Source organism: Blautia sp. MCC270 (assembly GCF_018785605.1).
Taxonomy (GTDB): domain Bacteria; phylum Bacillota; class Clostridia; order Lachnospirales; family Lachnospiraceae; genus Blautia_A; species Blautia_A fusiformis.
The window spans coordinates 38,484-60,932 of the sequence record NZ_WQQD01000002.1 but is presented as its reverse complement, the minus strand read 5'-3'; the positions used below and the strand labels follow the sequence as shown (position 1 = coordinate 60,932).

20 protein-coding genes are annotated in these 22,449 nt (G+C 45.7%); 18 read left to right on the top strand and 2 right to left on the bottom strand.

All coding sequences use genetic code 11. The features are described from left to right. The 14 genes from dapB (at position 1) to GPK58_RS00485 (ending at position 14,956) form a co-directional block, all read left to right on the top strand. Entirely contained in the window at positions 1 to 756 is a 756-nt protein-coding gene (gene dapB, locus GPK58_RS00550; protein WP_015526245.1) for a 4-hydroxy-tetrahydrodipicolinate reductase, read from the top strand. Positions 757 to 935: 179 nt separating this feature from the next. Continuing rightward, complete coding sequence (locus GPK58_RS00545; protein WP_021652687.1) at positions 936 to 1,394, top strand: hypothetical protein; 459 nt, start codon at positions 936 to 938, stop codon at positions 1,392 to 1,394. An 80-nt stretch (positions 1,395 to 1,474) separates the two neighbouring features. Next, complete coding sequence (hisA, locus tag GPK58_RS00540; RefSeq protein WP_173722453.1) at positions 1,475 to 2,245, top strand: phosphoribosylformimino-5-aminoimidazole carboxamide ribotide isomerase; 771 nt, start codon at positions 1,475 to 1,477, stop codon at positions 2,243 to 2,245. Positions 2,246 to 2,492: 247 nt separating this feature from the next. After that, positions 2,493 to 3,020 (top strand): ribosome hibernation-promoting factor, HPF/YfiA family, encoded by a 528-nt coding sequence (gene hpf / locus GPK58_RS00535; protein ID WP_015526242.1) that lies wholly within the window; start codon positions 2,493 to 2,495, stop codon positions 3,018 to 3,020. 173 nt (positions 3,021 to 3,193) lie between these two features. Continuing rightward, positions 3,194 to 3,406 (top strand): hypothetical protein, encoded by a 213-nt coding sequence (locus GPK58_RS00530; RefSeq protein WP_215638039.1) that lies wholly within the window; start codon positions 3,194 to 3,196, stop codon positions 3,404 to 3,406. Positions 3,407 to 3,487: 81 nt separating this feature from the next. After that, on the top strand, positions 3,488 to 4,063 hold the full coding sequence (locus tag GPK58_RS00525; RefSeq protein ID WP_173776082.1) for a hypothetical protein: 576 nt from the start codon (positions 3,488 to 3,490) through the stop codon (positions 4,061 to 4,063). 70 nt (positions 4,064 to 4,133) lie between these two features. Continuing rightward, positions 4,134 to 5,903 carry a fibronectin type III domain-containing protein gene (locus GPK58_RS00520; protein ID WP_215638038.1) on the top strand — a complete coding sequence of 590 codons (1,770 nt, stop codon included), beginning with the start codon at positions 4,134 to 4,136 and terminating at the stop codon, positions 5,901 to 5,903. 232 nt (positions 5,904 to 6,135) lie between these two features. Then, the gene (gene secA, locus GPK58_RS00515; protein ID WP_215638037.1) at positions 6,136 to 8,715 is read left to right on the top strand and encodes a preprotein translocase subunit SecA; all 2,580 of its coding nucleotides are present in this window, start codon (positions 6,136 to 6,138) and stop codon (positions 8,713 to 8,715) included. A 255-nt stretch (positions 8,716 to 8,970) separates the two neighbouring features. After that, positions 8,971 to 9,804: a carbon-nitrogen hydrolase family protein gene (locus tag GPK58_RS00510; RefSeq protein ID WP_215638036.1), complete on the top strand. Its 834-nt coding sequence runs from the start codon at positions 8,971 to 8,973 to the stop codon at positions 9,802 to 9,804. 73 nt (positions 9,805 to 9,877) lie between these two features. Next, positions 9,878 to 10,997 (top strand): peptide chain release factor 2 gene (prfB, locus tag GPK58_RS00505; RefSeq protein ID WP_110104007.1). Its coding sequence is split into 2 segments (ribosomal slippage): positions 9,878 to 9,952 and positions 9,954 to 10,997, totalling 1,119 coding nucleotides; the frame shifts between segments, so codons are not numbered across the junction. A 171-nt stretch (positions 10,998 to 11,168) separates the two neighbouring features. Next, on the top strand, positions 11,169 to 11,621 hold the full coding sequence (locus GPK58_RS00500; protein ID WP_021652696.1) for an ACT domain-containing protein: 453 nt from the start codon (positions 11,169 to 11,171) through the stop codon (positions 11,619 to 11,621). A gap of 4 nt (positions 11,622 to 11,625) precedes the next feature. Further along, positions 11,626 to 12,837 carry a homoserine dehydrogenase gene (locus tag GPK58_RS00495; RefSeq protein WP_021652697.1) on the top strand — a complete coding sequence of 404 codons (1,212 nt, stop codon included), beginning with the start codon at positions 11,626 to 11,628 and terminating at the stop codon, positions 12,835 to 12,837. A gap of 21 nt (positions 12,838 to 12,858) precedes the next feature. Further along, on the top strand, positions 12,859 to 14,067 hold the full coding sequence (locus tag GPK58_RS00490) for an aspartate kinase (RefSeq protein WP_215638034.1): 1,209 nt from the start codon (positions 12,859 to 12,861) through the stop codon (positions 14,065 to 14,067). Between the two features lie 100 nt (positions 14,068 to 14,167). Further along, positions 14,168 to 14,956, top strand: coding sequence for a DUF975 family protein (locus GPK58_RS00485; RefSeq protein WP_092069774.1), 789 nt, complete (start codon positions 14,168 to 14,170; stop codon positions 14,954 to 14,956). 1,114 nt (positions 14,957 to 16,070) lie between these two features. Here the strand turns inward: GPK58_RS00485 and GPK58_RS00480 are convergent. Further along, positions 16,071 to 16,559: a Gx transporter family protein gene (locus GPK58_RS00480; protein ID WP_022426176.1), complete on the bottom strand. Its 489-nt coding sequence runs from the start codon at positions 16,557 to 16,559 to the stop codon at positions 16,071 to 16,073. A 115-nt stretch (positions 16,560 to 16,674) separates the two neighbouring features. Further along, on the bottom strand, positions 16,675 to 17,049 hold the full coding sequence (locus tag GPK58_RS00475; RefSeq protein WP_215638032.1) for a NusG domain II-containing protein: 375 nt from the start codon (positions 17,047 to 17,049) through the stop codon (positions 16,675 to 16,677). Positions 17,050 to 17,497: 448 nt separating this feature from the next. Here GPK58_RS00475 and GPK58_RS00470 point away from each other — a divergent pair, with 448 nt between their 5' ends. The 4 genes from GPK58_RS00470 (at position 17,498) to GPK58_RS00455 (ending at position 22,311) form a co-directional block, all read left to right on the top strand. Continuing rightward, entirely contained in the window at positions 17,498 to 18,100 is a 603-nt protein-coding gene (locus tag GPK58_RS00470; protein ID WP_118608871.1) for an FMN-binding protein, read from the top strand. Beyond that, entirely contained in the window at positions 18,097 to 18,870 is a 774-nt protein-coding gene (locus GPK58_RS00465; RefSeq protein ID WP_178016176.1) for a 4Fe-4S binding protein, read from the top strand. Before GPK58_RS00470 ends, GPK58_RS00465 begins: the two co-directional genes overlap by 4 nt. A 3-nt stretch (positions 18,871 to 18,873) precedes the next feature. Beyond that, a complete protein-coding gene (locus GPK58_RS00460) occupies positions 18,874 to 19,938 on the top strand; it encodes an FAD:protein FMN transferase (RefSeq protein WP_215638031.1) in 1,065 nt (354 codons plus the stop codon). 126 nt (positions 19,939 to 20,064) lie between these two features. Then, on the top strand, positions 20,065 to 22,311 hold the full coding sequence (locus GPK58_RS00455; RefSeq protein WP_215638029.1) for a penicillin-binding Tp47 domain C-containing protein: 2,247 nt from the start codon (positions 20,065 to 20,067) through the stop codon (positions 22,309 to 22,311). Positions 22,312 to 22,449: the final 138 nt, after the last annotated feature.

The following is a 22,449-nucleotide window of genomic DNA, read 5'->3' as shown; positions in this document are numbered from 1 at the left end:
ATGGTAAAAATCATCATGCACGGCTGCAACGGACATATGGGCCAGGTCATCAGCGGCATTGTGGAGAAAGATCCGGATGCTGAGATCGTAGCAGGTATTGATATTGCAGATCAGGGAAAAAACAGCTATCCGGTATTCACCGATATTGACGCATGTCAGGTAGAGGCAGATGCGATCATTGATTTTTCTTCCGCAAAGGCAACAGACAAGCTTCTTGAGTACAGCGCGGCACGCCAGATCCCGGTTGTTCTGTGCAGTACCGGTTTAAGCCAGGAGCAGCTTGCAAAAGTGGAAGAAACATCCCGAAAGGTAGCAGTGCTGAAATCCGCAAATATGTCTCTTGGTATCAACACACTTCTGAAGCTGGTTCAGGACGCAGCTAAGGTTCTTGCAGCTGCAGGCTTTGATATGGAGATCGTAGAGAAGCATCACCGCCTGAAATTAGACGCACCAAGTGGTACTGCACTTGCGCTGGCAGACAGCATTAATGAAGCTATGGATAATCAGTATCATTATGTATATGACCGCAGCCAGAAACGTGAAAAACGCGATGATAAGGAGATCGGTATCTCCGCAGTTCGCGGCGGAACTATCGTAGGTGAGCATGAGATAATTTTTGCAGGTCAGGACGAAGTGATCGAGTTCAAGCATACTGCATATTCCAAGGCTATTTTTGGAAAAGGTGCTGTAGAAGCAGCCAAATTCCTTGCAGGCAAACCGGCAGGACGTTATGATATGAGTGACGTGATCGGCTGATCCTGACAGATTGAGCCGCAACAGAATAAAATTACAGGTAATACAGACGGGGTTCGTGTAAGATCGGACCCCGTCTTTTTTGGATGAAATTGCGGTTTTTGAAATTTTTCCCAGAATAGGATAGCGGAAAAAGTGCCATATTAGGAATACAGAATTTTTTAGAAAAAGGAGAAGATCATATGAAAAAATGGAAGGCGATTCTTTTTGGTACTTTGCTTACCCTGTCTCTGTGTACATTTACAGCCTGCGGCACAGAGGTAAACAATGCGGATGAAACAGTGGATGAAAAAGATAAAAACACGAAGGATAAGGAAAAAGATACAAACGAAAATACTGCCGCAGAAGATGAAACTATGGAAGAAAAAGCAGACAATGACGGTGTGAAGGACAATGGAGAGAGCATTAAGGATTCCGGCACGGATAACAATGAGATGTCCGATGGAAATATTACCGTGACGCCTGCAGGAAATGGAAATAACGGGACAGCAGCACCCGGAGCTGCGGATGCTGACAGAAACGAAAATGACGGAACTGTATCCGGTGAGCTGGGTGACAGTGTAAAGGACCTTGGCGACGGTGTAGGTAATGCAGTGGATGATATCGGAAACGCAGTGGGAAATGCGGTAGAAGGAAGATAACAGATATTTTACCACAGCATTGCATAAAACTGTTTCAGATGCTATTATCAGTGCATGGAAAGAAGATGGAGGATAGGATTATGAAATTCAGACCATGCATTGATATACATAACGGAAAAGTAAAACAGATCGTAGGAGGAAGCCTGAAGGATCAGGGGGATCAGGCGGCAGAAAATTTTGTGTCAGAGCAGGATGCGGCATTCTATGCAGAGCTTTATAAGAAGGCAGGATTAAAGGGCGGTCATGTGATCCTTCTGAACGGAAAGGATTCCCCGAACTATGAAGCAACAAAAGTCCAGGCACTTCAGGCTCTGGGAAAATATCCCGGAGGGCTTCAGATCGGAGGCGGCATCTGCCCGGAGAATGCGGCAGAATATCTGGAGGCTGGCGCCAGCCACGTGATCGTAACCTCCTATGTGTTTAAAAACGGAGTGATCTCCTGGGAAAATCTGGAGAAGATCCGTGATGCAGCGGGGAAAGAACATCTTGTACTTGACCTGAGCTGCCGCAAAAAAGATGGCAAATATTATATTGTCACAGACCGATGGCAGAAATTTACAGAAGAGATCGTGACACCGGAGCTGATGGAAAGGCTTGGAAGCTTCTGCGACGAATTTCTGGTCCATGCAGTGGATGTGGAAGGAAAGGCACGAGGTGTGGAAACAGAGCTTGCAAAGCTTCTGGGACAGTATACAGCCCATCCGGTGACCTATGCAGGCGGTGTGGGTTCTATGGCAGATATTGAAGAGCTTCGAAAAGCAGGTCAGGGCAGACTGGATGTGACTGTTGGCAGTGCTTTGGATATTTTTGGCGGAAGTATACCCTTTGAAGCTCTGGCTAAAATGAAATAGTATATACAAATAGTGAAGCAGATGCTTTTGTCCCATCAATCTTCTGGCACTGGTGTGCAGATATACATTTGTAATGAATTAATTAGATGAAATACTCTAATAGTTGCGCATTCGCGACAAAAAAAACATTTTGAAGGAATATATCGAATAAATTTGGAAAAAATTTATGAAATTTTTGAAAAGTGATGTTAAAATTCAATTTAATATGTTATAATAGCAACATAAAACAGCAAAGGGGATGGAAGTCATGAAATTTATTATTAGTGGAAAGAATATAGCAGTAACCGAAGGACTTAAAACAGCTGTTGAGGACAAGCTTGGTAAACTTGAAAGGTATTTCACTCCTGAAACTGAGATTTCAGTAACCTTAAGCGTTGAGAAGGATCGCCAGAAGATCGAGGTAACGATCCCTGTGAAAGGTAACATTATCCGTTCCGAGCAGGTAAGCAATGATATGTATGTATCCATCGATCTGGTTGAAGAGGTAATTGAGCGTCAGCTTCGTAAATACAAGAACAAGATCGTTGACAAGCAGCAGGAATCCACAAACTTCCAGAAGGCATACCTTGATAAGGATTATGAAGAGGATGAGGAAGTTAAGATCATCCGTACCAAGAAATTCGGGATCAAACCAATGTATCCGGAAGATGCATGCGTACAGATGGAGCTTCTCGGACATAATTTCTTTGTATTCTTTAATGCTGAGACAGAGCAGGTTAACGTAGTTTATAAACGTAAAGGAAATACTTACGGACTGATCGAACCAGAGTTCTGATAGGGAATTTTATTATCACAACTGAATATTGAATGGAAGGCTCCGGGAATCTGTGTGAGAAATCGGCAGGTTTCCGGAGCCTTTTATGTCACAGCAAAATCAGGCTTCTTTTCTGTTGCAAGCAATAGGGGAGAATTATATAATGAAGACATATGCGAAAGGAGAAAGGAAAAATGAAAAAGAAGCTTCCTGTGGTGATCTTAAGTGCAGCTCTTGGTATGACCATGATACCGGCTACCTGTATGGCAGCGGAATTTAACAGTGGTGACACCATAAAAGAACAGACTGTGGAGGACCTGGAACTGAGTTCCGTAGAAAACAATACAAAGGATTCCCAAAAGTCAGAAATACAATGGACAGGATTTAAATGGGACAGCTATTCCTAGGCAGAGATAACGCTTACGTCAGCCGTTAACGGCGTTTGCTATTATAAATGGGCAGAGCGGGGGGAAGACGGAAATCCCCAGGTGCCTCAGATCGAGACCGGAAATACCGTGAATGATGAGGTTTTGATCAGTGAGGATGAAGAGTTCGGGATCACACTTGCAGACCTGGATACAGACCAGGCAGTTGATCTGTATATCCAGATTGAGGATGAGAATGGGAAATTAAGTGATCTGAAGCGGATGGAGCTGGATCAGGACAGCCGCCCGGCGAAAAAAACAGATTCTGAGAAAAAACATAAAGCATCCAAACCAAAGGCAGAGGACAGTACGGTAGAGGGGCTGGATTCTCCTCTGGAATTCTACCCGGATACATTTTATGATTTTAAGGTTATCGGTGCAGGTACCGATAATGAGGATCCGGAAAACGGAGACATTAAGTGGGTGCCTGTTTACTGGAGCACATCTGCGAATCCGAATTCCAACCGGATCCGAAGCACCTGGAAGATCGGTTCCAAGGAAGGAATCGACCAGGAGGGAACTTTTAATCTGTATGTTTTCTTCCGCAAATATACCTGCAAGGATTCCAAATGGCAGTCTACGGATAAGATACAGTCTGTACAGTACAAGTTTCAGTCAGCCCCACTTTCTGAAAAATAATACTGTGTGGAGTGCGAATATCTCCTTGACATAACAAATATGTAACTCACGGAGAAAAGGAGGAAGGTAAATGAAGAAAAAAGTTCTGGCACTTTTTTTAAGTGCTGCACTTTGTGTGACGGTGCTTCCGGCAACCGGTATGGCTGCAGAGTTTGGTAGCGGTGATGCAGAAATCACAGAAAATGCTGGGGATAGCCAGGAGATGTTTTCCGCAGAGAAAACTACAGAGTCTATGGGAGAGACTGAGCAGCCTGCAGAAGACAGTGAGGATATTTCTGAGGAAATGGTGGATAACTCTTCCGATGCAACCATGGAAGATGTGGAAAACGCGGAAAATGCGGAGAACAGCGAGGATGCTTTCGGCGGAGCTGAGGAAGGAGTTTCAGAAGAGATCTCCAGTGAGGATGATCCGGAAGTATTATTGACAGAACTAATACCTGAAGAAGCAGGAGATGGTATGGAAGAAGAAAACGCAGAAGCTATGTCAGCGTCAGCTCCGGAGCTGACAGTGACACCGACAGCGGGTCCGGAACCGACAGTGACACCGATAACGGATCCGGAACTGACAGTGACACCAACACCGGTGCCAAAAATAAACGTAAAATGGACCGGAGAAAAATGGGTAAGCCGCAGTTCTGTAAATGTGACACTTAAAGTTGATGCAAACGGAGCCTGCTACTACAAAGCTGTAGCGAGAAAAAAGGACGGAACATCTGATGTTCCGAGGGTCGATATGGGAAACTCTCGTGTGGCGGTTACTGCAAACAGAAGCTTTGTGATATATCTTAAGAATCTGGATACAGAGAAAGAATTTGATCTGTATCTTAAGGTATTGGGTTCAGACGGAAGAACCAGCAACCTGAAAAAATTAAAGTTGAATTACAGGGGAACCCGCCCGAAATATGATGTGACGCCGACGCCAGCCTATACACCTTATATACCGGATGTCAGAGAAAGTGTCGTCAGAGGTTTGGATTCTCCGCTGAAATTTACTCCGAATAAATATTATAATTTTACTGTGACCGGTGCGGGAACTACGAATACAAATCCCGGGCCCGGAGATGTGAAGTGGGTGCCGGTTTACTGGAGTACTTCACCAAATCCAACCGATAACAGGAAGAATACTACTTGGCGGATCGGATCTGCCAAAGGAATAAACAAAGCCGCAACTTATAACATGTATATCTTTTTCCAGAAGTATGTTTATCAGAAATCTGCATGGAAAAAGACTGATGAAGTACAGTCAGCCGTATACCAGTTCCGTTCCGCGGCCCTTACAACGGTAAAGCTTACCACGCCCGGGTTATCCGGCACTTCCAACAGCCCTGCCGGCATCGTCTTCAAATGGAAAAAAGCTGCAAATGCTTCCGGCTATAAGATCTATCGAAGGACCGGAAACAGCAGCAAGTGGGTCAATATCGCTACCGTAAGCGGAAGCAATACGCTGGTCTATACAGACGGATCAGTAAAAGCAGGAACCATGTATACCTATACAGTCCGCGCATACAAGGGCTCTGCTTTAAGTGCTTATAACAAAAACGGTAGCAGGATCGTCCGCCTGACAGCTCCGGTGCAGTACAAACCGTCCAGCAAGGCTTCCGGGAAGCTGACTGTCCGCTGGAAAAAAGCAGTTGGCGCTTCCGGCTATCAGATCCAGTATGCGGCCTCAAGGTCCATGAGAGGGGCCAGAACAGTGTCCACCAGTGCACTGACCCGAACACTTTCCGGTTTGAAAAAGGGAAGCACTTATTATGTTCGTATCCGTGCATACAAAAAAGTGAGCGGAAAGACATATTACGGTGCCTGGAGCAGTGTGAAAAATGTAAAAGTAAGAAAATAAGATCTGTAATATCCCGCGGGATCCTCGAAAACAGGATCCTATGCGGGATATTTTCTGTTGTTCCTGACATGATTTGTTAAATAATTGTTCATTGTTTTTATAACAGGAAAGTGGTAGAATATATACCATATGTGATCCAGTATAATGGATATCAACAGAGAACTGGAATGATCCAAAATTGGACAGATCAGAGACAGCAGTCTTATTCGAATAAAATGATTGGAGCAGAAACATGAATGTTTTTTCAAAAGTATTTGGAACCCGCAGCCAGCGTGAGGTAAAACGTATCATGCCGCTGGTTGAAAAAACCGAGAGCTATCAGTCTCAGATGCAGCAGCTTACGGATGAGCAGTTACGAGACAAAACAAGAGAATATAAGAAACGTCTTGCAGAAGGTGCAACACTGGATGATCTTCTTCCGGAGGCATTTGCCACCGTACGTGAGGCAGCCAAGCGTGTACTTGGAATGGAGCATTACCGTGTACAGATCATCGGTGGTATCATCCTTCACCAGGGCCGTATCGCCGAGATGAAAACAGGTGAAGGTAAAACTCTTGTTTCCACACTTCCTGCATATCTGAATGCCCTTGAGGGAAAAGGTGTCCACATCGTAACCGTCAACGACTACCTGGCAAAACGAGATGCTGAGTGGATGGGTAAGGTTCACGAGTTCCTTGGCCTGACTGTAGGCGTGGTACTTAACGACATGAAGCCGGAAGAGCGTCGTGCGGCATACGGATGTGACATCACATACGTAACAAACAATGAACTTGGATTTGATTATCTTCGTGACAACATGGTCATCTATAAAGAACAGCTTGTTCAGAGAGATCTTCACTACTGTATCATCGATGAGATCGACTCTGTCCTGATCGATGAGGCACGTACACCTCTGATCATTTCCGGACAGAGCGGCAAGTCCACCAAGCTTTATGAGGTGTGCGATATCCTTGCACAGCAGCTGGAGCGTGGTGAGGCCAGCCATGAGATGACCAAGATGGCAGCCATCATGGGTGAGGAGGTTATCGAGACCGGTGACTTCGTTGTAAATGAGAAAGATAAGATCGTCAACCTTACCGAGCAGGGTATCAAGAAGGTTGAGAAATTCTTTAATATCGAGAACCTGGCAGATCCGGAAAACCTGGAGATCCAGCACAACATCATCCTTGCACTTCGTGCACATAATCTGATGCACAAGGATCAGGATTATGTTGTAAAAGATGACGAGATCCTGATCGTTGATGAGTTTACCGGACGTATCATGCCGGGCCGTCGTTACTCCGATGGTCTTCATCAGGCGATCGAGGCGAAAGAGCATGTGAAGGTTAAGAGAGAGAGCAAGACTCTCGCAACCATTACCTTCCAGAACTTTTTCAACAAATATGACAAAAAAGGCGGTATGACAGGTACAGCCCTCACCGAGGAAAAAGAGTTCCGTGATATCTACGGCATGGACGTTGTAGAGATCCCGACCAACCGTGTAGTACAGCGTAAAGACCTTGACGATGCTGTTTACATGACAAAGAAAGAGAAATTCAACGCCGTTGTAGAGGCAGTTAAGGAAGCTCACGCAAAACATCAGCCGGTACTGGTTGGTACGATCACCATCGAGACTTCCGAGCTTCTCAGCAGAATGCTGAAGAGAGAGGGAATCCCCCACAATGTATTGAATGCCAAGTTCCATGAGCTTGAGGCTGAGATCGTAGCTCAGGCAGGACAGGCAGATGCCGTTACCATCGCGACCAACATGGCAGGCCGTGGTACCGATATCAAGCTTGACGATGTGGCAAGAGAGGCCGGCGGTCTGAAGATCATCGGTACCGAGCGTCATGAGTCAAGACGTATCGATAACCAGCTCCGTGGACGTTCCGGACGACAGGGAGATCCGGGTGAATCCCGTTTCTACATTTCCCTTGAGGATGACCTGATGCGTCTGTTCGGTTCCGAGAGACTGATGAAGGTGTTCACATCCCTTGGTGTTGAGGAGAATGAGCAGATCGAGCACAAGATGCTTTCCAATGCCATCGAGAAAGCCCAGGAGAAGATCGAGTTCAACAACTTCGGTATCCGTAAAAACCTTCTCGATTATGACCAGGTTAACAATGAGCAGAGAGAGATCATCTATGAGGAGCGCCGCCAGGTACTTGACGGTGAGAATATGCGTGATGCCATCTATAAGATGATCACAGATATCGTAGACAGCATGACAGACATGTGCTTCTCCGATGACATGGATTCTTCTGAGTGGGATCTTGATGAGTTCAACACTGCGATCACTCCGATCATCCCGATCCACCCGCTGACCGCAGAGAAGGTAAAAGGCCATAAGAAAGATGAGATCAAGCACATTGTGAAGGAAGAGGCTGTGAAGCTTTATGAAGCGAAGGAGGCTGAGTTCCCGGAACCGGAACAGCTTCGTGAGCTTGAGCGAGTTGTCCTTCTGAAATGCATCGACAGCAAATGGATGGATCACATCGATGATATGGAAATGCTCCGTCAGGGTATCGGTCTGATGGCATACGGCCAGAGAGATCCGGTTGTTGAGTACAAGATGAATGCATTCGAGATGTTTAACAGCATGATCAGCTCCATTCAGGAAGACACTGTACGTATGCTGTATCATGTTCATGTGGAGCAGAAGATCGAGCGTGAGCAGGTTGCTAAGGTAACCGGCACAAACAAAGATAACAGCGCAGGCCCGAAGAAACCGGTTCAGCGAAAAGAAGATAAAGTATACCCGAATGATCCATGCCCATGCGGAAGCGGCAAGAAATACAAACAGTGTTGCGGACGTAAGGCTGCCAAGATCTGAGAATAAAGATAAAAATAGTCTCACCCGGATGATGCGGTGGGGCTATTTTTTCTGGAATTTCTGTTACACAGGAATAGAGTGCAGCGAATATTAAGTAACCGTCATATAGACTTGTCTGATTTTTCATATGCTGCGTTGTCGTCAATCGCCGTAGCCACCGATACGCTTCATTCCCTCGCCCTGCATATGAGAAAGTCATCCTGCGCCAATATGGCAGATACTTAATTTTCGCTGTAAGAGAAGGGGTATGATAATATGGCAATTATAAAAACTGCAATTCTTCAGACACATGTATATACTGATAAATTTCGCAATATCACCCAGGCAGCAGAACTTCTTGCCAGCCCGGAGCTTCAGGGGATCGATCTGGCAGTCCTGCCCGAAATGTTCTGCTGCCCCTACGAGAACAAATACTTCCCGGAGTACGCGGAACCAGAGAGGGGAGATACCTGGGAAAAATGTTCCCGACTGGCGGCAGAACACGGAATTTATCTCGTAGCAGGAAGTATGCCGGAGAGAGATGAAGCCGGCAATATTTATAACACTTCCTATGTCTTTGACAGAAATGGTCATCAGATCGGTAAGCACCGGAAGATGCATCTTTTTGACATTGATGTAAAAGGCGGTCAGTATTTTAAAGAATCCGATACCCTGACACCGGGAGACCAGGTGACGGTTTTTGATACAGAATTTGGTAAGATGGGCCTTTGCATCTGCTACGACTTCCGTTTTCCGGAGCTTGCCAGGCTGATGGTGGACGAAGGCGCCCAGGTAATCATCGTGCCGGCTGCTTTTAACATGACAACAGGGCCCCTTCACTGGGAGCTGATGTTCCGCCAGAGAGCCGTGGATAACCAGGTATACACCATCGGAGCTGCCCCCGCCAGAGACCTGAACGCCGGGTATCATTCCTGGGGCCACTCCATTGCCGCAGACCCCTGGGGAAAAGTCCTCATGGAGATGGAAGAGAAGCCGGCTGTGAAGGTTGTGGAACTGGAACTGGACGAGGTAAAAAAAGTCCGGGAGCAGCTGCCGCTTCTGAAGCACAGGAGAGGGGATATTTACGCCCTGACCACGTTTTCGTTGTAATTTCTATGCCCATATGGTATTGTATAAGACAGGCAGGAAATCCTGTATCAATATATAGAAAGAAGGTGAAGCTGTGGTTGAGTTAGATCAGTTCAAGAGTATTCTTGCAACATACACAGAGCCATTAGTGGAAGTGAGGGATTCACTTTGACCTCGCTAACAAAGAGCAGAAGGTCGAAGAATTAGAGCGCGAGATGGAGGCGCCTGATTTCTGGGATAATGCGGAAGCATCCCAGATGAAGATGAAACAGTTAAAGAGTCTCAAGGACGATATTGAGACATACCATAATCTGGAAACACAGATGGAAGATATGGAAACCATGATCGAGATGGGATATGAGGAGAATGATCCTGAGATCGTCCCTGAGATCCAGGAAATGCTGGACGAGTTCCAGGCAAGCTTTGACAGCATCCGTGTGAAGACACTCCTTTCCGGAGAGTACGACGGAGAGAACGCCATCATCAAGCTGAACGCAGGAGCCGGCGGAACAGAGGCCTGCGACTGGTGCGGAATGCTTTATCGTATGTACAGCAGATGGGCGGAGAAGAAAGGCTTTGCGCTGGAGGTCCTGGATTACCTTGACGGTGATGAGGCCGGTGTGAAATCCGTAACCTTCCAGGTGAACGGAGAGAACGCCTACGGTTATCTGAAATCCGAGAAGGGTGTTCATCGTCTTGTACGTATTTCTCCGTTTAATGCAGCAGGAAAGAGACAGACCTCTTTTGTATCCTGCGATGTTATGCCGGATATCAAGAAGGATCTGGATGTTGAGATCAATGATGACGATATCCGTATCGATACCTACCGAAGCAGTGGTGCCGGTGGACAGCATATCAACAAGACATCCTCTGCGATCCGTATCACACATTTCCCGACAGGAATCGTGGTACAGTGCCAGAATGAACGTTCTCAGCACATGAACAAGGATAAGGCTATGCAGATGCTGAAGGCCAAGCTGTATCTGCTGAAACAGCAGGAAGCTGAGGAGAAGCTTTCCGGCATTCGAGGCGAAGTGACAGATATCGGCTGGGGAAACCAGATCCGTTCCTATGTCCTGCAGCCATACACCATGGTAAAAGACCATAGAACCAATGAAGAAACCGGTAATGTTGACGCAGTTCTGGACGGTGGTATTGACATTTTTATCAATGCATACCTGAAATGGATCGCGCTGGCGAAAAAGAAAGAATAACATTACTGTCACGGAACCCCATAAAGACAGAGAAAAGGACTCCGCAGGCAAAAAAGCGCTTGTGGAGTTTCTTTTATTATGATAATATATCTCTTGTACAAAAACAGTTGTCTTTATGAAACGGACAGAAGGCTGCTGGCCACAATGTGAACAGCAGTCAGAGAGGTTGCTATGCAGAAACAGGTTGAAAAGAAAAAATACTATGTAGTAAGAGAACGGGCAGTGCCGGAGGTACTTCTCAAGGTGGTTGAGGCCAAGAGACTGCTGGAATCCAAACGGGTGGCTACTGTTCAGGAAGCTGCTGAAAGGACCGGGATCAGCCGCAGTTCTTTTTACAAATATAAGGACGATATTTTTCCTTTCCACGAGGAGACCAAGGGAAAGACCATCACCTTTATCATTCAGATGGACGATGAGCCGGGGCTTTTATCAATGGTGCTGCAGACGATTGCCCGTTTTCACGGTAATATCCTGACCATACATCAGAGTATTCCCATTAACGGAGTCGCAACGCTGACGCTGAGCGTTGACATCCTTCCGGGAGAAGGCGACGCAGAGGCTATGGTGGAGAATATTGAGCAGAGAGACGGTATACACTATTTGAAAATTTTAGGCAGGGAGTAAGCATATGATAAACATAGCAGTATTAGGCTACGGTACAGTAGGAAGCGGAGTTGTTGAAGTCATCAACACCAATCATGAGAGCATTAACAAGAGAGCTGGAGATGAGATTAACATCAAGTACGTTCTTGATTTAAGAGATTTTCCGGGAGATCCGGTTGAGAAAGTTCTGGTTCATGATTATGAAGTGATCGTAAACGATCCGGAGGTAGATATTGTTGTTGAGGTTATGGGCGGGATCGAGCCGGCTTATACCTTTGTAAAAAGAGCGCTTCAGGCAGGAAAGAGCGTAAGCACATCCAATAAGGCTCTGGTAGCCAAGCATGGTTCTGAGCTCATGGAGATCGCAAAAGAAAAAAATATCAATTTCCTTTTTGAGGCAAGCTGCGGCGGCGGTATCCCGATCATCCGCGCACTGAATTCTTCACTGACAGCAGATGAGATCGATGAGATCACAGGAATCCTTAACGGAACCACCAACTACATGCTTTACAAGATGAGCACAGAGAACTGTGATTTTGATACGGTTCTGAAGGAAGCTCAGGCAAAGGGCTATGCAGAGGCAGATCCGACTGCAGACGTAGGAGGCGCTGACGCATGCCGTAAGATCGCCATCCTTTCTTCACTTGCATACGGAAAATTCCTGAATTACGAGGATATTTATACAGAAGGAATCACAAAGATCACACCGGCAGATATGGAATATGCAAAAGAGCTTGGCATGACCATCAAGCTTCTTGCCACAAGCCGCAGGATCGGAGATTCTTTCTATGCAATGGTAGCGCCGTTCCTGGTAGGCCAGAGTAGCCCGCTTTACAGTGTAAATGATGTGTTTAATGCAGTATTTGTGCACGGAAATGTTCTTGGAGATGCCATGTTCTACGGAAGCGGAGCAGGTAAGCTTCCGACTGCAAGTGCAGTAGTTGCAGATGTTGTGGATGAAGCAAAGCATCTCCACAGAAATATCATGACAAACTGGAGCAGCTATGCCCTGAAGCTTATGGATATGGATGAAGTTGAGGGACGTTTCTTCGTACGTGTGTCTGATACTACTATGGATGAAGTGGAAAAAGCTTTTGGTGATGTACAGACCATCGAGCCGGATGACCTTCCGGACGAATTCGGATTTATCACACCGGTGATGAAGCAGGCTGAATATTATGAGAAGATCAGCAAGCTCACCGGAAAAGTACTGGCAATGATCCGTGTAAAGGATTGATGCCGAAGGGAAGAAAAGAACATGTTGATTGTAAAAAAATTCGGCGGTACTTCTGTGGCAAACAAAGAGCGTATCTTTAATGTTGCCAGAAGATGTATCGAAGATTACAAAAAAGGAAACGACGTGGTGATCGTGCTTTCTGCAATGGGTAAGTATACCGATGAGCTGATCACCATGGCAAAGGATATCAATGACAAACCTCCGAAACGTGAGATGGATATGCTTTTTACCATCGGAGAGCAGATGTCAGTGGCACTGATGTCCATGGCTATGAACAGTCTGGGAGTACCGGCTGTTTCTCTGAACGCCTTTCAGGTAGCTATGCACACAACAAGTGCACATGGCAGCGCACGCCTGAAAAAGATCGATGCGGCACGTATCCGCAGAGAGCTGGATAACCGCAGGATCGTTGTGGTCACAGGCTTCCAGGGCATTGATAAATATAATGACTATACCACACTTGGACGTGGCGGTTCTGATACCACAGCTGTAGCTCTTGCGGCAGCGCTTCATGCAGATGCCTGTGAGATCTATACCGATGTGGACGGTGTTTATACCGCTGACCCGCGTAAGGTTCCGAATGCCCGCAAGCTTAAGGAGATCACTTACGATGAAATGCTGGATCTGGCAACTCTGGGTGCGGGAGTGCTTCATAACCGTTCTGTGGAGATGGCAAAGAAATACGGCGTGCCGCTGGTGGTACGTTCCAGTCTCAACAACAGCGAAGGAACTGTGGTAAAGGAGGAAGTAACAGTGGAGAGAATGCTGATCAGCGGTGTTGCTCTGGATACAGATGCAGTACGTATTGCTGTGATCGGACTTAAAGATTCACCAGGAGTGGCATTTAAGCTTTTTGATACCCTGGCTAAGAAAAATATCAATGTGGATATGATCCTTCAGTCTATCGGCCGTGCCGGAACCAAGGACATTTCCTTTACTGTTGATAAAAATGATCTGGACGATGCAATGGGTGTTCTGGAAGCTAACCAGGCACGCATCGCCTATTCTGAGCTTCATGCGGAGAAAAACATTGCCAAGCTTTCTATTGTAGGAGCAGGTATGATGAGCAATCCGGGTGTTGCTGCAAAAATGTTCGAAAGCCTTTACAATGAGGGTGTGAACATCAATATGATCGCAACATCTGAGATCCGTGTGACGGTTCTCATTAACGAGAAAGATGGCGTACGTGCCATGAATGCGGTACATGATGCGTTTAATCTTGCAGACTAAACAGATGTGAAATATGAGAATATGATATATCTGAAGTAAAAAATGACGTGGCGGAGGCTTGGATGAGTCTCCGCCTTCTATAACGAAGGGATACAGAATTATGAGAAAAAATCTGAAGGGTTGTAAGAAGCTGGCAGGGGAAACTCTGGCCGGTAATTTTACGGTCCCTGTGATCGGGAGTATTGCGGTTGCGGCGATGAGCGCAGTTTCAAGCTATATTTCCACAGCACTTTTTCCGGGAGATTCCCTGTATGCGATCATTGGAGGAGAGGTATTCAGCTTTGTCCTTTCTCTGGTGATCTGTATTTTTTCCGCAGGACTTTACCGGATCTATCTGAATATTTCCAGAAGGGAAGCCTACTCTTTCGGAGACCTTCTGTACTTTTTCAGCCATCAGCCGGATCATGTGATCGTGGCATCCTTTGTGCTGGCATTGATCAATCTGGTGACATCACTTCCACTGGCGTGGTTTTCTTTTACAAGCAATATGGGAAATACAACGGAGGAGCAGATGAACTGGGCAGTAACTTACATGCTGCTCACACTTCTCGGGTTCGCGCTGAACCTGCTGGCAGCTATGCCGTTCACCATGAGCTATTACATCCTGTCCGATAATTCGGACATAAAAGGAGTGCAGGCACTGAAAGCCAGTGCAAAGCTTATGAAGGGACATTACTGGGAATATATGAAAATGCTCTTAAGTTTTGTTCCGTGGATCATTTTTTCCATATTTACATTGTATCTGGCACTGATCTGGCTGGTGCCTTATATAGAAACCTGTATGGCAGTTTTCTATCGGAATATTTCCGGAGAGTTTGATGAACCTCCGGTGGATTCTTATCCCCCGGTAACTCCGATCCCGCAGTTCCACGATGAAACCGAAGCCTGATCGCCTTCCGGAGGATGTTTTCCCTTTCCGGGAGGATGCTTGAAACGCAGGTGATGCCCTTTCCGGGGGGATGCTTGAAACGCAGGTACTTTCCCTTTCAGGGGGACCATTTTGGCATGGGCAGGTACGAGGGGGAAAGCACTCAAAGTTGCGAAGCCCGCTTTTCCCCCTCGAGCTCCCCCTTTCCGGGCACGCAGCTATTGTAGGTTGTAGAAATATGTGAAGATATTGGAGGGGCGATGGATTCTACTACGTTGGCTGTGGAAGGTTGAGCCGATTTATGCTGACGTAAATATATTGGCGAAGCCTGTTCCTGAATAACAGCGATACACCACAATCCAGAGAACAAGCCCGCTACGTAGGCCACTTTCCCATTCAGCCAGAAGCGATAAACAGTGAAGAAGCAATAAACAGTGCCGAAGCAACAATCGGCTCAGCCTGCTACTGTCGGTACAGCAGAATACAGTGCCGAAGCAATAATCGGCTCAGCCTGCTACTGCCAGTGCAGCAGAATACATGGCCGAAGCAATAATCGGCTCAGCCTGCTACTGCCAGTGCAGCAGAATACAAGACAGAATCAATAATCGGCTTAGCCTGCTACTGCCAGTGCAGCAGAATGCAAGGCCGAATCAATAATCGGCTCAGCCTGTCACTGCCGATACAGCAGAATACAGGACTGAGCCGATGCACTTACACGTTCCACAACGCATCACAGCGGCGTGGCCAGGAGGGGAAGAGCGCGAGAAGGGGAGACGGCCTTCGCAACTATGAGTGCTTCCCCTTCTCGCAAATTACCTACTTTCAAAAAGTGAAAACTATAATCCAAAAAAATCAAACCATCCAATTTCCTCACACTTCAAAAGGTGAAAACTACAATCCCAAAAAATCAAACTATCCAATTTATCTCACTTCAAAAAGTGAAAACTATAATCCAAAAAAATCAAACCATCCAATTTCCTCTCACTTCAAAAGGTGAAAACTACAATCCAAAAAAATCAAACTACCCAATTTATCTCACTTCAAAAAGTGAAAACTATAATCTAAAAAATCAAACCACACAATTTCCCCTCACTTAAAAAAGTGAAAACCATAATCCAAAAAGCAAACCACATAATTATAGATTCAAAGGAAGTCGTCCCACAACCTCCTTTGTCAACCCACCTATGAGAATCCCCGCCAGGACACCTGCTACCAGCAGTGCCGGTGCATAAACCATCAAACTCGTATTGCTCACCACGATCATGGCAACGATCAGCTGCCCGATATTATGTGTGACACCACCGGCCACACTGATACCGATCAGACTGAAGCCGGAATGTTTTTTCAAAAGATCCATCACAGTCAGGCTAAGCGCAGCGCCAGCCAGACTATACAAAATACTGAACAGATTTCCAAACATAAATCCGATCACCAGGATTCTGACAACGGACACGAGAGCCGCTTCTTTAAAGGAATATCGGTCCAGTATAAAAAGTACCGCCAGGTTTGCAAGCCCGAGCTTGATACCCGGAATTCCTGTAAATACAGGGACCAGAGACTCCACATATCCAAAAATGATCGCTACTGCGGCAAATAATCCGAGATAAGCTGTTTTTCGTTTCATAAATAAATCCTTTCATTTGTTGCAGGAATATCGTTGCAGAAACAGCACAGACAGAATACCGTCTGTCAGAGAAAACTCTACGGAGAACATGTATTACGCATATTCTCCGGAAATTTTATGTCACCGCATCAATTTTAGGCGAACTATCCGAATCCAAATCCTCTGCAGTATTTTCCCCTTCTATCACAACCTTATTAGGAAGGCAGATGATGGAACCGCCGTGCTCGTCCACAGCCTTCTGTTTCATACAGTAATGATCCGGGCAGGTTGCTTCGATCATTGTAACTTTTCCATCTTTGATTTCGCAGACATTGGTGTCTCCGATGTGGATGATCTGGTCCTGGGAAAGCGAATAGGTTCCGAATTCTTTTCCGTCAACGGTAATACGGATCGTATTATGGGAACGTTTCCCCGCAATCTGAAAACCAAGCCAGAGAACCCCCGCCAGAATCAGGATCCCGGCAATAAAAATCAATTCTTTTTTCTTCAAAACAAATCTCCATTTCTGTTACAGATTCAGAAAAAATCATATCATAATCGAAATTAAAAGGCAAACATAAGTTAATGATATCTAACCATAATTCATACAGCTGTTCCCAACGGAAAGGGAGGAGTGGCGATGATTTTTCTTTTATAAAAGACATAAAACAGAAAAATTCATATTGGAAAAAGTTATAGACTACTAACAAAAGTGTAGACAAGAAAAAAAACAGGTGATATAATACCTAACTGTAAGTTAGCATCGTCTAATTTTACAAAAAAGATTAATAAAAACTAATTTATGTATATGGATAAAAACTATATAATTTATCCAAAAGACAGTTATACGCAGATTACAGGACTGGATCGAGAGCATCTGACGTAGCAATATATGTTCGCATAGCGTGAGTCTGATGCAGCAATTTACAGAATTGTTAAAAATACAAGGGAGAAAAGAGATGAAAAATCAGAATTTTTATATGAGAGTGATCTCCTTACTGCTGGTGATCCTGGCTGTACTTTTTTATAACAGCAGCATGAAAGCCCAGGCAAATGAAAAAGAGATCGCGGCTCTGACAGATAAGGTAGATACACTTCAGGAGCAGCAGAATGAACTTCTCAGTGCGCTGGAGACGAGTTATGTAAATCGTATGCAGAATCAGGCAGCATCTGCAGGATCAGGCAGCAGTGATACAGATACAGCAGGCGATGACAAAACAACAGACACTTCAGACGGCAATGTATCCGATGCAGACGCAGAGGACACAGCAACCGCAGATTCCGATAATGTATATAAAGATGGAACCTATACAGGAGAAGCCGAGGGATACGGCGGGACCATTCAGGTGGAAGTGACACTTGCCGGTGATGAGATCACATCCATCAACGTAGTCAGCGCCCCAGGCGAGGACAGTGCATATCTTTCACAGGCAGAGAGCGTGATCGATTCCGTCCTGAGTGCTCAGAGTACAGATGTGGATACCGTATCCGGAGCAACGTTCAGCTCCACAGGAATCCTGAACGCAGTGGATGCGGCACTTGGAAAGGCGGAAAACTCATGAAAAAAAGACAGCGGGAGGTAAGGCTGATGCGTGCGGGAATACAGCTGGCATTTTTTATTGCCGCCCCGTCTCTGTTTTCTACAGCCTTTGCAGGTATCAAATCGATCTTTCTTGCCATTGCGGCCGGTCAGCCGGTGGAGTGGAATTCCTTTCTGACTGTAATGGCAGTGCTTCTGATCTTTACCTGCTTTTTCGGAAGACATTTCTGCGGATATGCGTGTGCATTCGGATCTTTCGGAGATGCCGTATATGAAGGCTTTTCCTGGATCCGGATGAAATGCTTTCACAAAAAAAAGAAACCGGCTCTTTCCGAAAAAATGGTTCACGGGCTTCAGAAAGTCAAATATATCGTACTGGCACTGATCCTGCTTTCCTGCCTTACAGATGTATACGGAAAGCTTACGGGAACCAGTCCGTGGGATGTTTTTTCCATGCTCACGGCAGGACGGCTCCCGAACAGCAAATATCTGGTGGGAATTGTGCTCCTGGTGCTGATCATTGTGGGAATGTGTACACAGGAAAGGTTTTTCTGCCAGTTTCTCTGTCCCATGGGAGCGGTTTTTGCATTAATGCCAATCCTTCCGGGTGCACTGTTTCGGAGAAACCGTGAGAAATGTCCGCCGAAATGTGGTCTCTGTAAAAAAAGATGTCCGGCTCATCTGGATATCGACGGCGACACAGGCAGATCCGGCGAATGTCTTTGCTGCCACGCATGTGCCGCAGCATGCCCGAGAAAAAATATTCACATTGGAACAATTGAGGAAAAATGATCTATGAGATATCAGGCTCTGAAAAAGAAAACTTTTCTGGCAACAGCTACATTTACAGGAATTGCGGTGTTGTTTCCTGTGCTGTGCATGGCTGCTTCGGAAAATGATGTACAGACATATACCGATACAGATTTTGCAATGGATACTGTGGTATCAGAAACACTCTATACCACAGGTGACGATATAAACAGTAAGCTGACAGCTGTTCTGACAGATGTGGAGACGAACCTTCTTTCCTGGACCAATGAGAAGTCCCAGATCTATAAGGCGAATGCAGACAGCGGAAAAGATACGGAGATTTCCGACGAGCTTTCCGGATATCTGAAACGTCTTCTGAAGATCGCAGAGGATTCTGACGGAGCCTTTGACCCAACCATCGGGAAGCTGATCCGCCTGTGGGATATTGGAGGGGAAAACCAGAAAATTCCGGAAGAAGCAGAAATTAAGAATGTTCTGAAGGATTCCGGATATCAGAAGATTTTTCTTGACGGAAATACGGTCCACATGGAGGAGGGCTGTTCTCTGGATCTTGGAGCAGCGGGAAAGGGTATTGGCTGTGACCTGATCCTTAAAGAACTGGAAACAAAGAAGGATGTAACAGCAGCACTTATGAATCTGGGAGGAAGCAGTGTCATGACCTACGGAAGCAAGCCGGATGGTTCTTCCTGGAATGTGGCAGTGACAGATCCCAGAGCTGAAAATGAGGATGACTATCTTGGTGTGGTTGCCTTAAATGGTACAGAATTTCTTTCCACATCCGGAGATTATGAGAAATATTTTATCGAAAATGGTGTAAGGTATCACCACATTATGGATCCGTCTACCGGCTATCCGGCAGAAAGCGGAGTGACCGGGGTAACGGTAGTCTGTGACTCAGGTCTGGAGGCAGATGCGCTTTCCACAGCATGTTTTGTGCTGGGGGTGGAAAAAGGGACACAGCTGTTGAAAGCTTACGGTGCAGACGGACTTTTTGTGGATGAAGACCATCATGTGTATCTCACTGAGGGGATGAAGGAGCGGTTCAGCCTGCTTGCGGATTCCTATAGTGTGGAGGATATTGCAGAGTGAAGCTGATCTCCCGGCGATCCGGTTTATGACTGTTTGGCAGAGGGGAATGCTCATATCCGCAGTACTTGCGATAGTAAACCTGGAAAGGGTTCTATAAATATATCATATTTTTAGGAGGAATAAGCAATGCAGAAGTGGAATCTATTGAAAAAAACAGCTCCATGCATTTTAAGTCTTGCAGTGGCAGCAACAACCTTTCCGACCGCTGTAATGGCATCTGATCTTGATGCAGCCGTGGTTTCCGAGGCAGAGACAGGAGATACGGAGGATTTTAGCACAGAGGAAACGGCAGAGGATACTGAAGCTGTAGCAGAAGAAGCTATAGAGGATGCTGCAGACATAACAGAAGAAGCAGAGGATGCAGCAGTGCCAGAAGCTGTTGCAGACGAGACAGAGGATATCCAGCAGGAAGATACAGCAGAGGAAGCAGACCCGTTCTCTACGGGGGAAGAGGATTTCACAGAAGGCGATGAAGTGGCGGAAGCATTTTCCGATTCTGACCAGCTGACAGGCGAGTATCAGTACGTATATGCAGGACTTACCTGGGGTGAGTACTGGGCAGCAGAAGGCGTATATGCAGCTGGAGATACAAGCTCTTCAGAAGAGAAGGATTCACATAGTGAGTTTGATACAGGAGCTTTTGATACAGTAACAAGAGCGACTGCAAATCATGGACTCCACAGAGGAAGCTATCAGACAGAAGCTACGATCATTGCTGAAGACGGAACCAGATTCGACGTATCCTACTGGGAGGATAAAGGAAGCACACTTTATCTTACAGACGGTTCCAAGGTAAAATGGAACAGAGGCAGTATAACAACAGAAGATGGAAAAACCTATACGATGGATCATTATGAGATATATGGTCTGAAATATGTTCCGGTAGCAGTTAAGACCGCAGATTTTGCAGATTTCTGCAAAAAGTATAATGTCGTACAGGATGGAGCTGTGCTCTCCGGAGGATACAGTGAAAACAATCTCCAGTATTACAAAGGCCTTGTGGCAGACGTAAATGCACAGACAAATGGTCTGAAATATGCGGAGAAAAATGGTGACGGCTTTACATTTACAGCAAGAAAATCAGACGGAACAGCTTCCGGTATCAAGGATCAGGCGTTAAAAACAGCAACAGAGATCAAGCCGAGTGTAAAAGCAGCAAGCGGAAGCTACGGCGAATTCCTCCGTGTGGATCTCAATGGAAATTATGGTGATCTTGGTGCAAATATGCAGGCTGTACGCTGGGATTATTATGGAGATGATTCCACATATACAAAATGCCTCGCTTCTTATGGAACCAAGTTTGCCGCAGATAACTGGATGCATAAAGCAATGGGAATCCAGCTTGGACTTACAAAATCTGCACGCTGCAAGCTTCCGGGAGGAACAGACGGAACAGGATACTGGAAACTGACAGTGTATGCTCTCGGATATAATGACTATACTTACAGCTTCCAGGCAACTGCAGAGAATATCGTAAATCCTACAATGGAGCCAACTGATTTTACAAGTCTTAAAACAGAAGTAGAAGCTGCAAAGGCTCTGGCAGAGGCAGATTACACAATTGCAACCTGGAAGTCCTTTGCCGGTGAGCTTCAGGAAGCAGAAGACATTCTTGCAAAAACAGATGCAAGTCAGGCTGAGGTAAATGAAGCACTTGAACATCTTCAGGGAGCAGAGAAAGAGCTTCAGAAGGCAACAGTTGCTTTCGATAAGACATCTGCAGCTGTATATACAGGAAAAACAACGACTCTTAAGGCAACAACAAATGACAGCGATGCAACAGTGACATTTGAGTCCGGCAACACAAAGGTTGCAACAGTAAGCAGCAAGGGTGTTGTTAAAGGCGTAAAAGCCGGAACAGCAGTTATCACAGCAAAGGTAGGAAATGCCACAGCAACCTGCAAGGTAACAGTAAAAGCTTCTACAATTAAATTTGCAAAGGCTTCCGTAACGATCTACAAAGGAAAAACAGCAACTGTAAAAGCAACTGCAACACCATCTGCAACTGTAAAATACACAAGCAGCAACACAAAGGTTGCAACCGTAAACAGTAAAACAGGTGTTGTAAAAGGAATCAAAGCAGGAACCGTTACGATTACAGCAAAGGCAGGAGCCCTGAAGACAACCTGCAAAGTAGTTGTCAAGAATCCTGCATTCAGTCTTGTAAAATCTTCTGCAACGATCAAAAAAGGTAAAACAACAACCATCAGATCCAAAGCAACACCTGCAGGCAAGGTTACATATACAAGCAGCAATAAAAAAGTTGCAGCTGTAAACAGCAAGGGTGTTGTAAAGGGAATCAAAAAAGGTAAAGCAACGATCACAGTGAAATGCAACGGAATTACAAAGAAATTTGTGGTAACAGTTAAATAATTTCACTGTTGAACCGAATGTGATCACAGATATCCAGAAGCCTCTGCCGCAGACATAGAGCAATGTCTGCGGCAGAGGTCTGCTGATTTCTGAAGAGCAATGTCTGACAGAGGCCGCAAGAAAAGAGGAGAGAGTAAG

Bases quoted from the DNA above. Each gene is read 5' to 3' on its own strand.
- dapB (WP_015526245.1), top strand. From the start codon at position 1: ATGGTAAAAATCATCATGCACGGCTGCAACGGACATATGGGCCAGGTC.
- GPK58_RS00545 (WP_021652687.1), top strand. From the start codon at position 936: ATGAAAAAATGGAAGGCGATTCTTTTTGGTACTTTGCTTACCCTGTCT.
- hisA (WP_173722453.1), top strand. From the start codon at position 1,475: ATGAAATTCAGACCATGCATTGATATACATAACGGAAAAGTAAAACAG.
- hpf (WP_015526242.1), top strand. From the start codon at position 2,493: ATGAAATTTATTATTAGTGGAAAGAATATAGCAGTAACCGAAGGACTT.
- GPK58_RS00530 (WP_215638039.1), top strand. From the start codon at position 3,194: ATGAAAAAGAAGCTTCCTGTGGTGATCTTAAGTGCAGCTCTTGGTATG.
- GPK58_RS00520 (WP_215638038.1), top strand. From the start codon at position 4,134: ATGAAGAAAAAAGTTCTGGCACTTTTTTTAAGTGCTGCACTTTGTGTG.
- secA (WP_215638037.1), top strand. From the start codon at position 6,136: ATGAATGTTTTTTCAAAAGTATTTGGAACCCGCAGCCAGCGTGAGGTA.
- GPK58_RS00510 (WP_215638036.1), top strand. From the start codon at position 8,971: ATGGCAATTATAAAAACTGCAATTCTTCAGACACATGTATATACTGAT.
- GPK58_RS00500 (WP_021652696.1), top strand. From the start codon at position 11,169: ATGCAGAAACAGGTTGAAAAGAAAAAATACTATGTAGTAAGAGAACGG.
- GPK58_RS00495 (WP_021652697.1), top strand. From the start codon at position 11,626: ATGATAAACATAGCAGTATTAGGCTACGGTACAGTAGGAAGCGGAGTT.
- GPK58_RS00490 (WP_215638034.1), top strand. From the start codon at position 12,859: ATGTTGATTGTAAAAAAATTCGGCGGTACTTCTGTGGCAAACAAAGAG.
- GPK58_RS00485 (WP_092069774.1), top strand. From the start codon at position 14,168: ATGAGAAAAAATCTGAAGGGTTGTAAGAAGCTGGCAGGGGAAACTCTG.
- GPK58_RS00480 (WP_022426176.1), bottom strand. From the start codon at position 16,559: ATGAAACGAAAAACAGCTTATCTCGGATTATTTGCCGCAGTAGCGATC.
- GPK58_RS00470 (WP_118608871.1), top strand. From the start codon at position 17,498: ATGAAAAATCAGAATTTTTATATGAGAGTGATCTCCTTACTGCTGGTG.
- GPK58_RS00465 (WP_178016176.1), top strand. From the start codon at position 18,097: ATGAAAAAAAGACAGCGGGAGGTAAGGCTGATGCGTGCGGGAATACAG.
- GPK58_RS00460 (WP_215638031.1), top strand. From the start codon at position 18,874: ATGAGATATCAGGCTCTGAAAAAGAAAACTTTTCTGGCAACAGCTACA.
- GPK58_RS00455 (WP_215638029.1), top strand. From the start codon at position 20,065: ATGCAGAAGTGGAATCTATTGAAAAAAACAGCTCCATGCATTTTAAGT.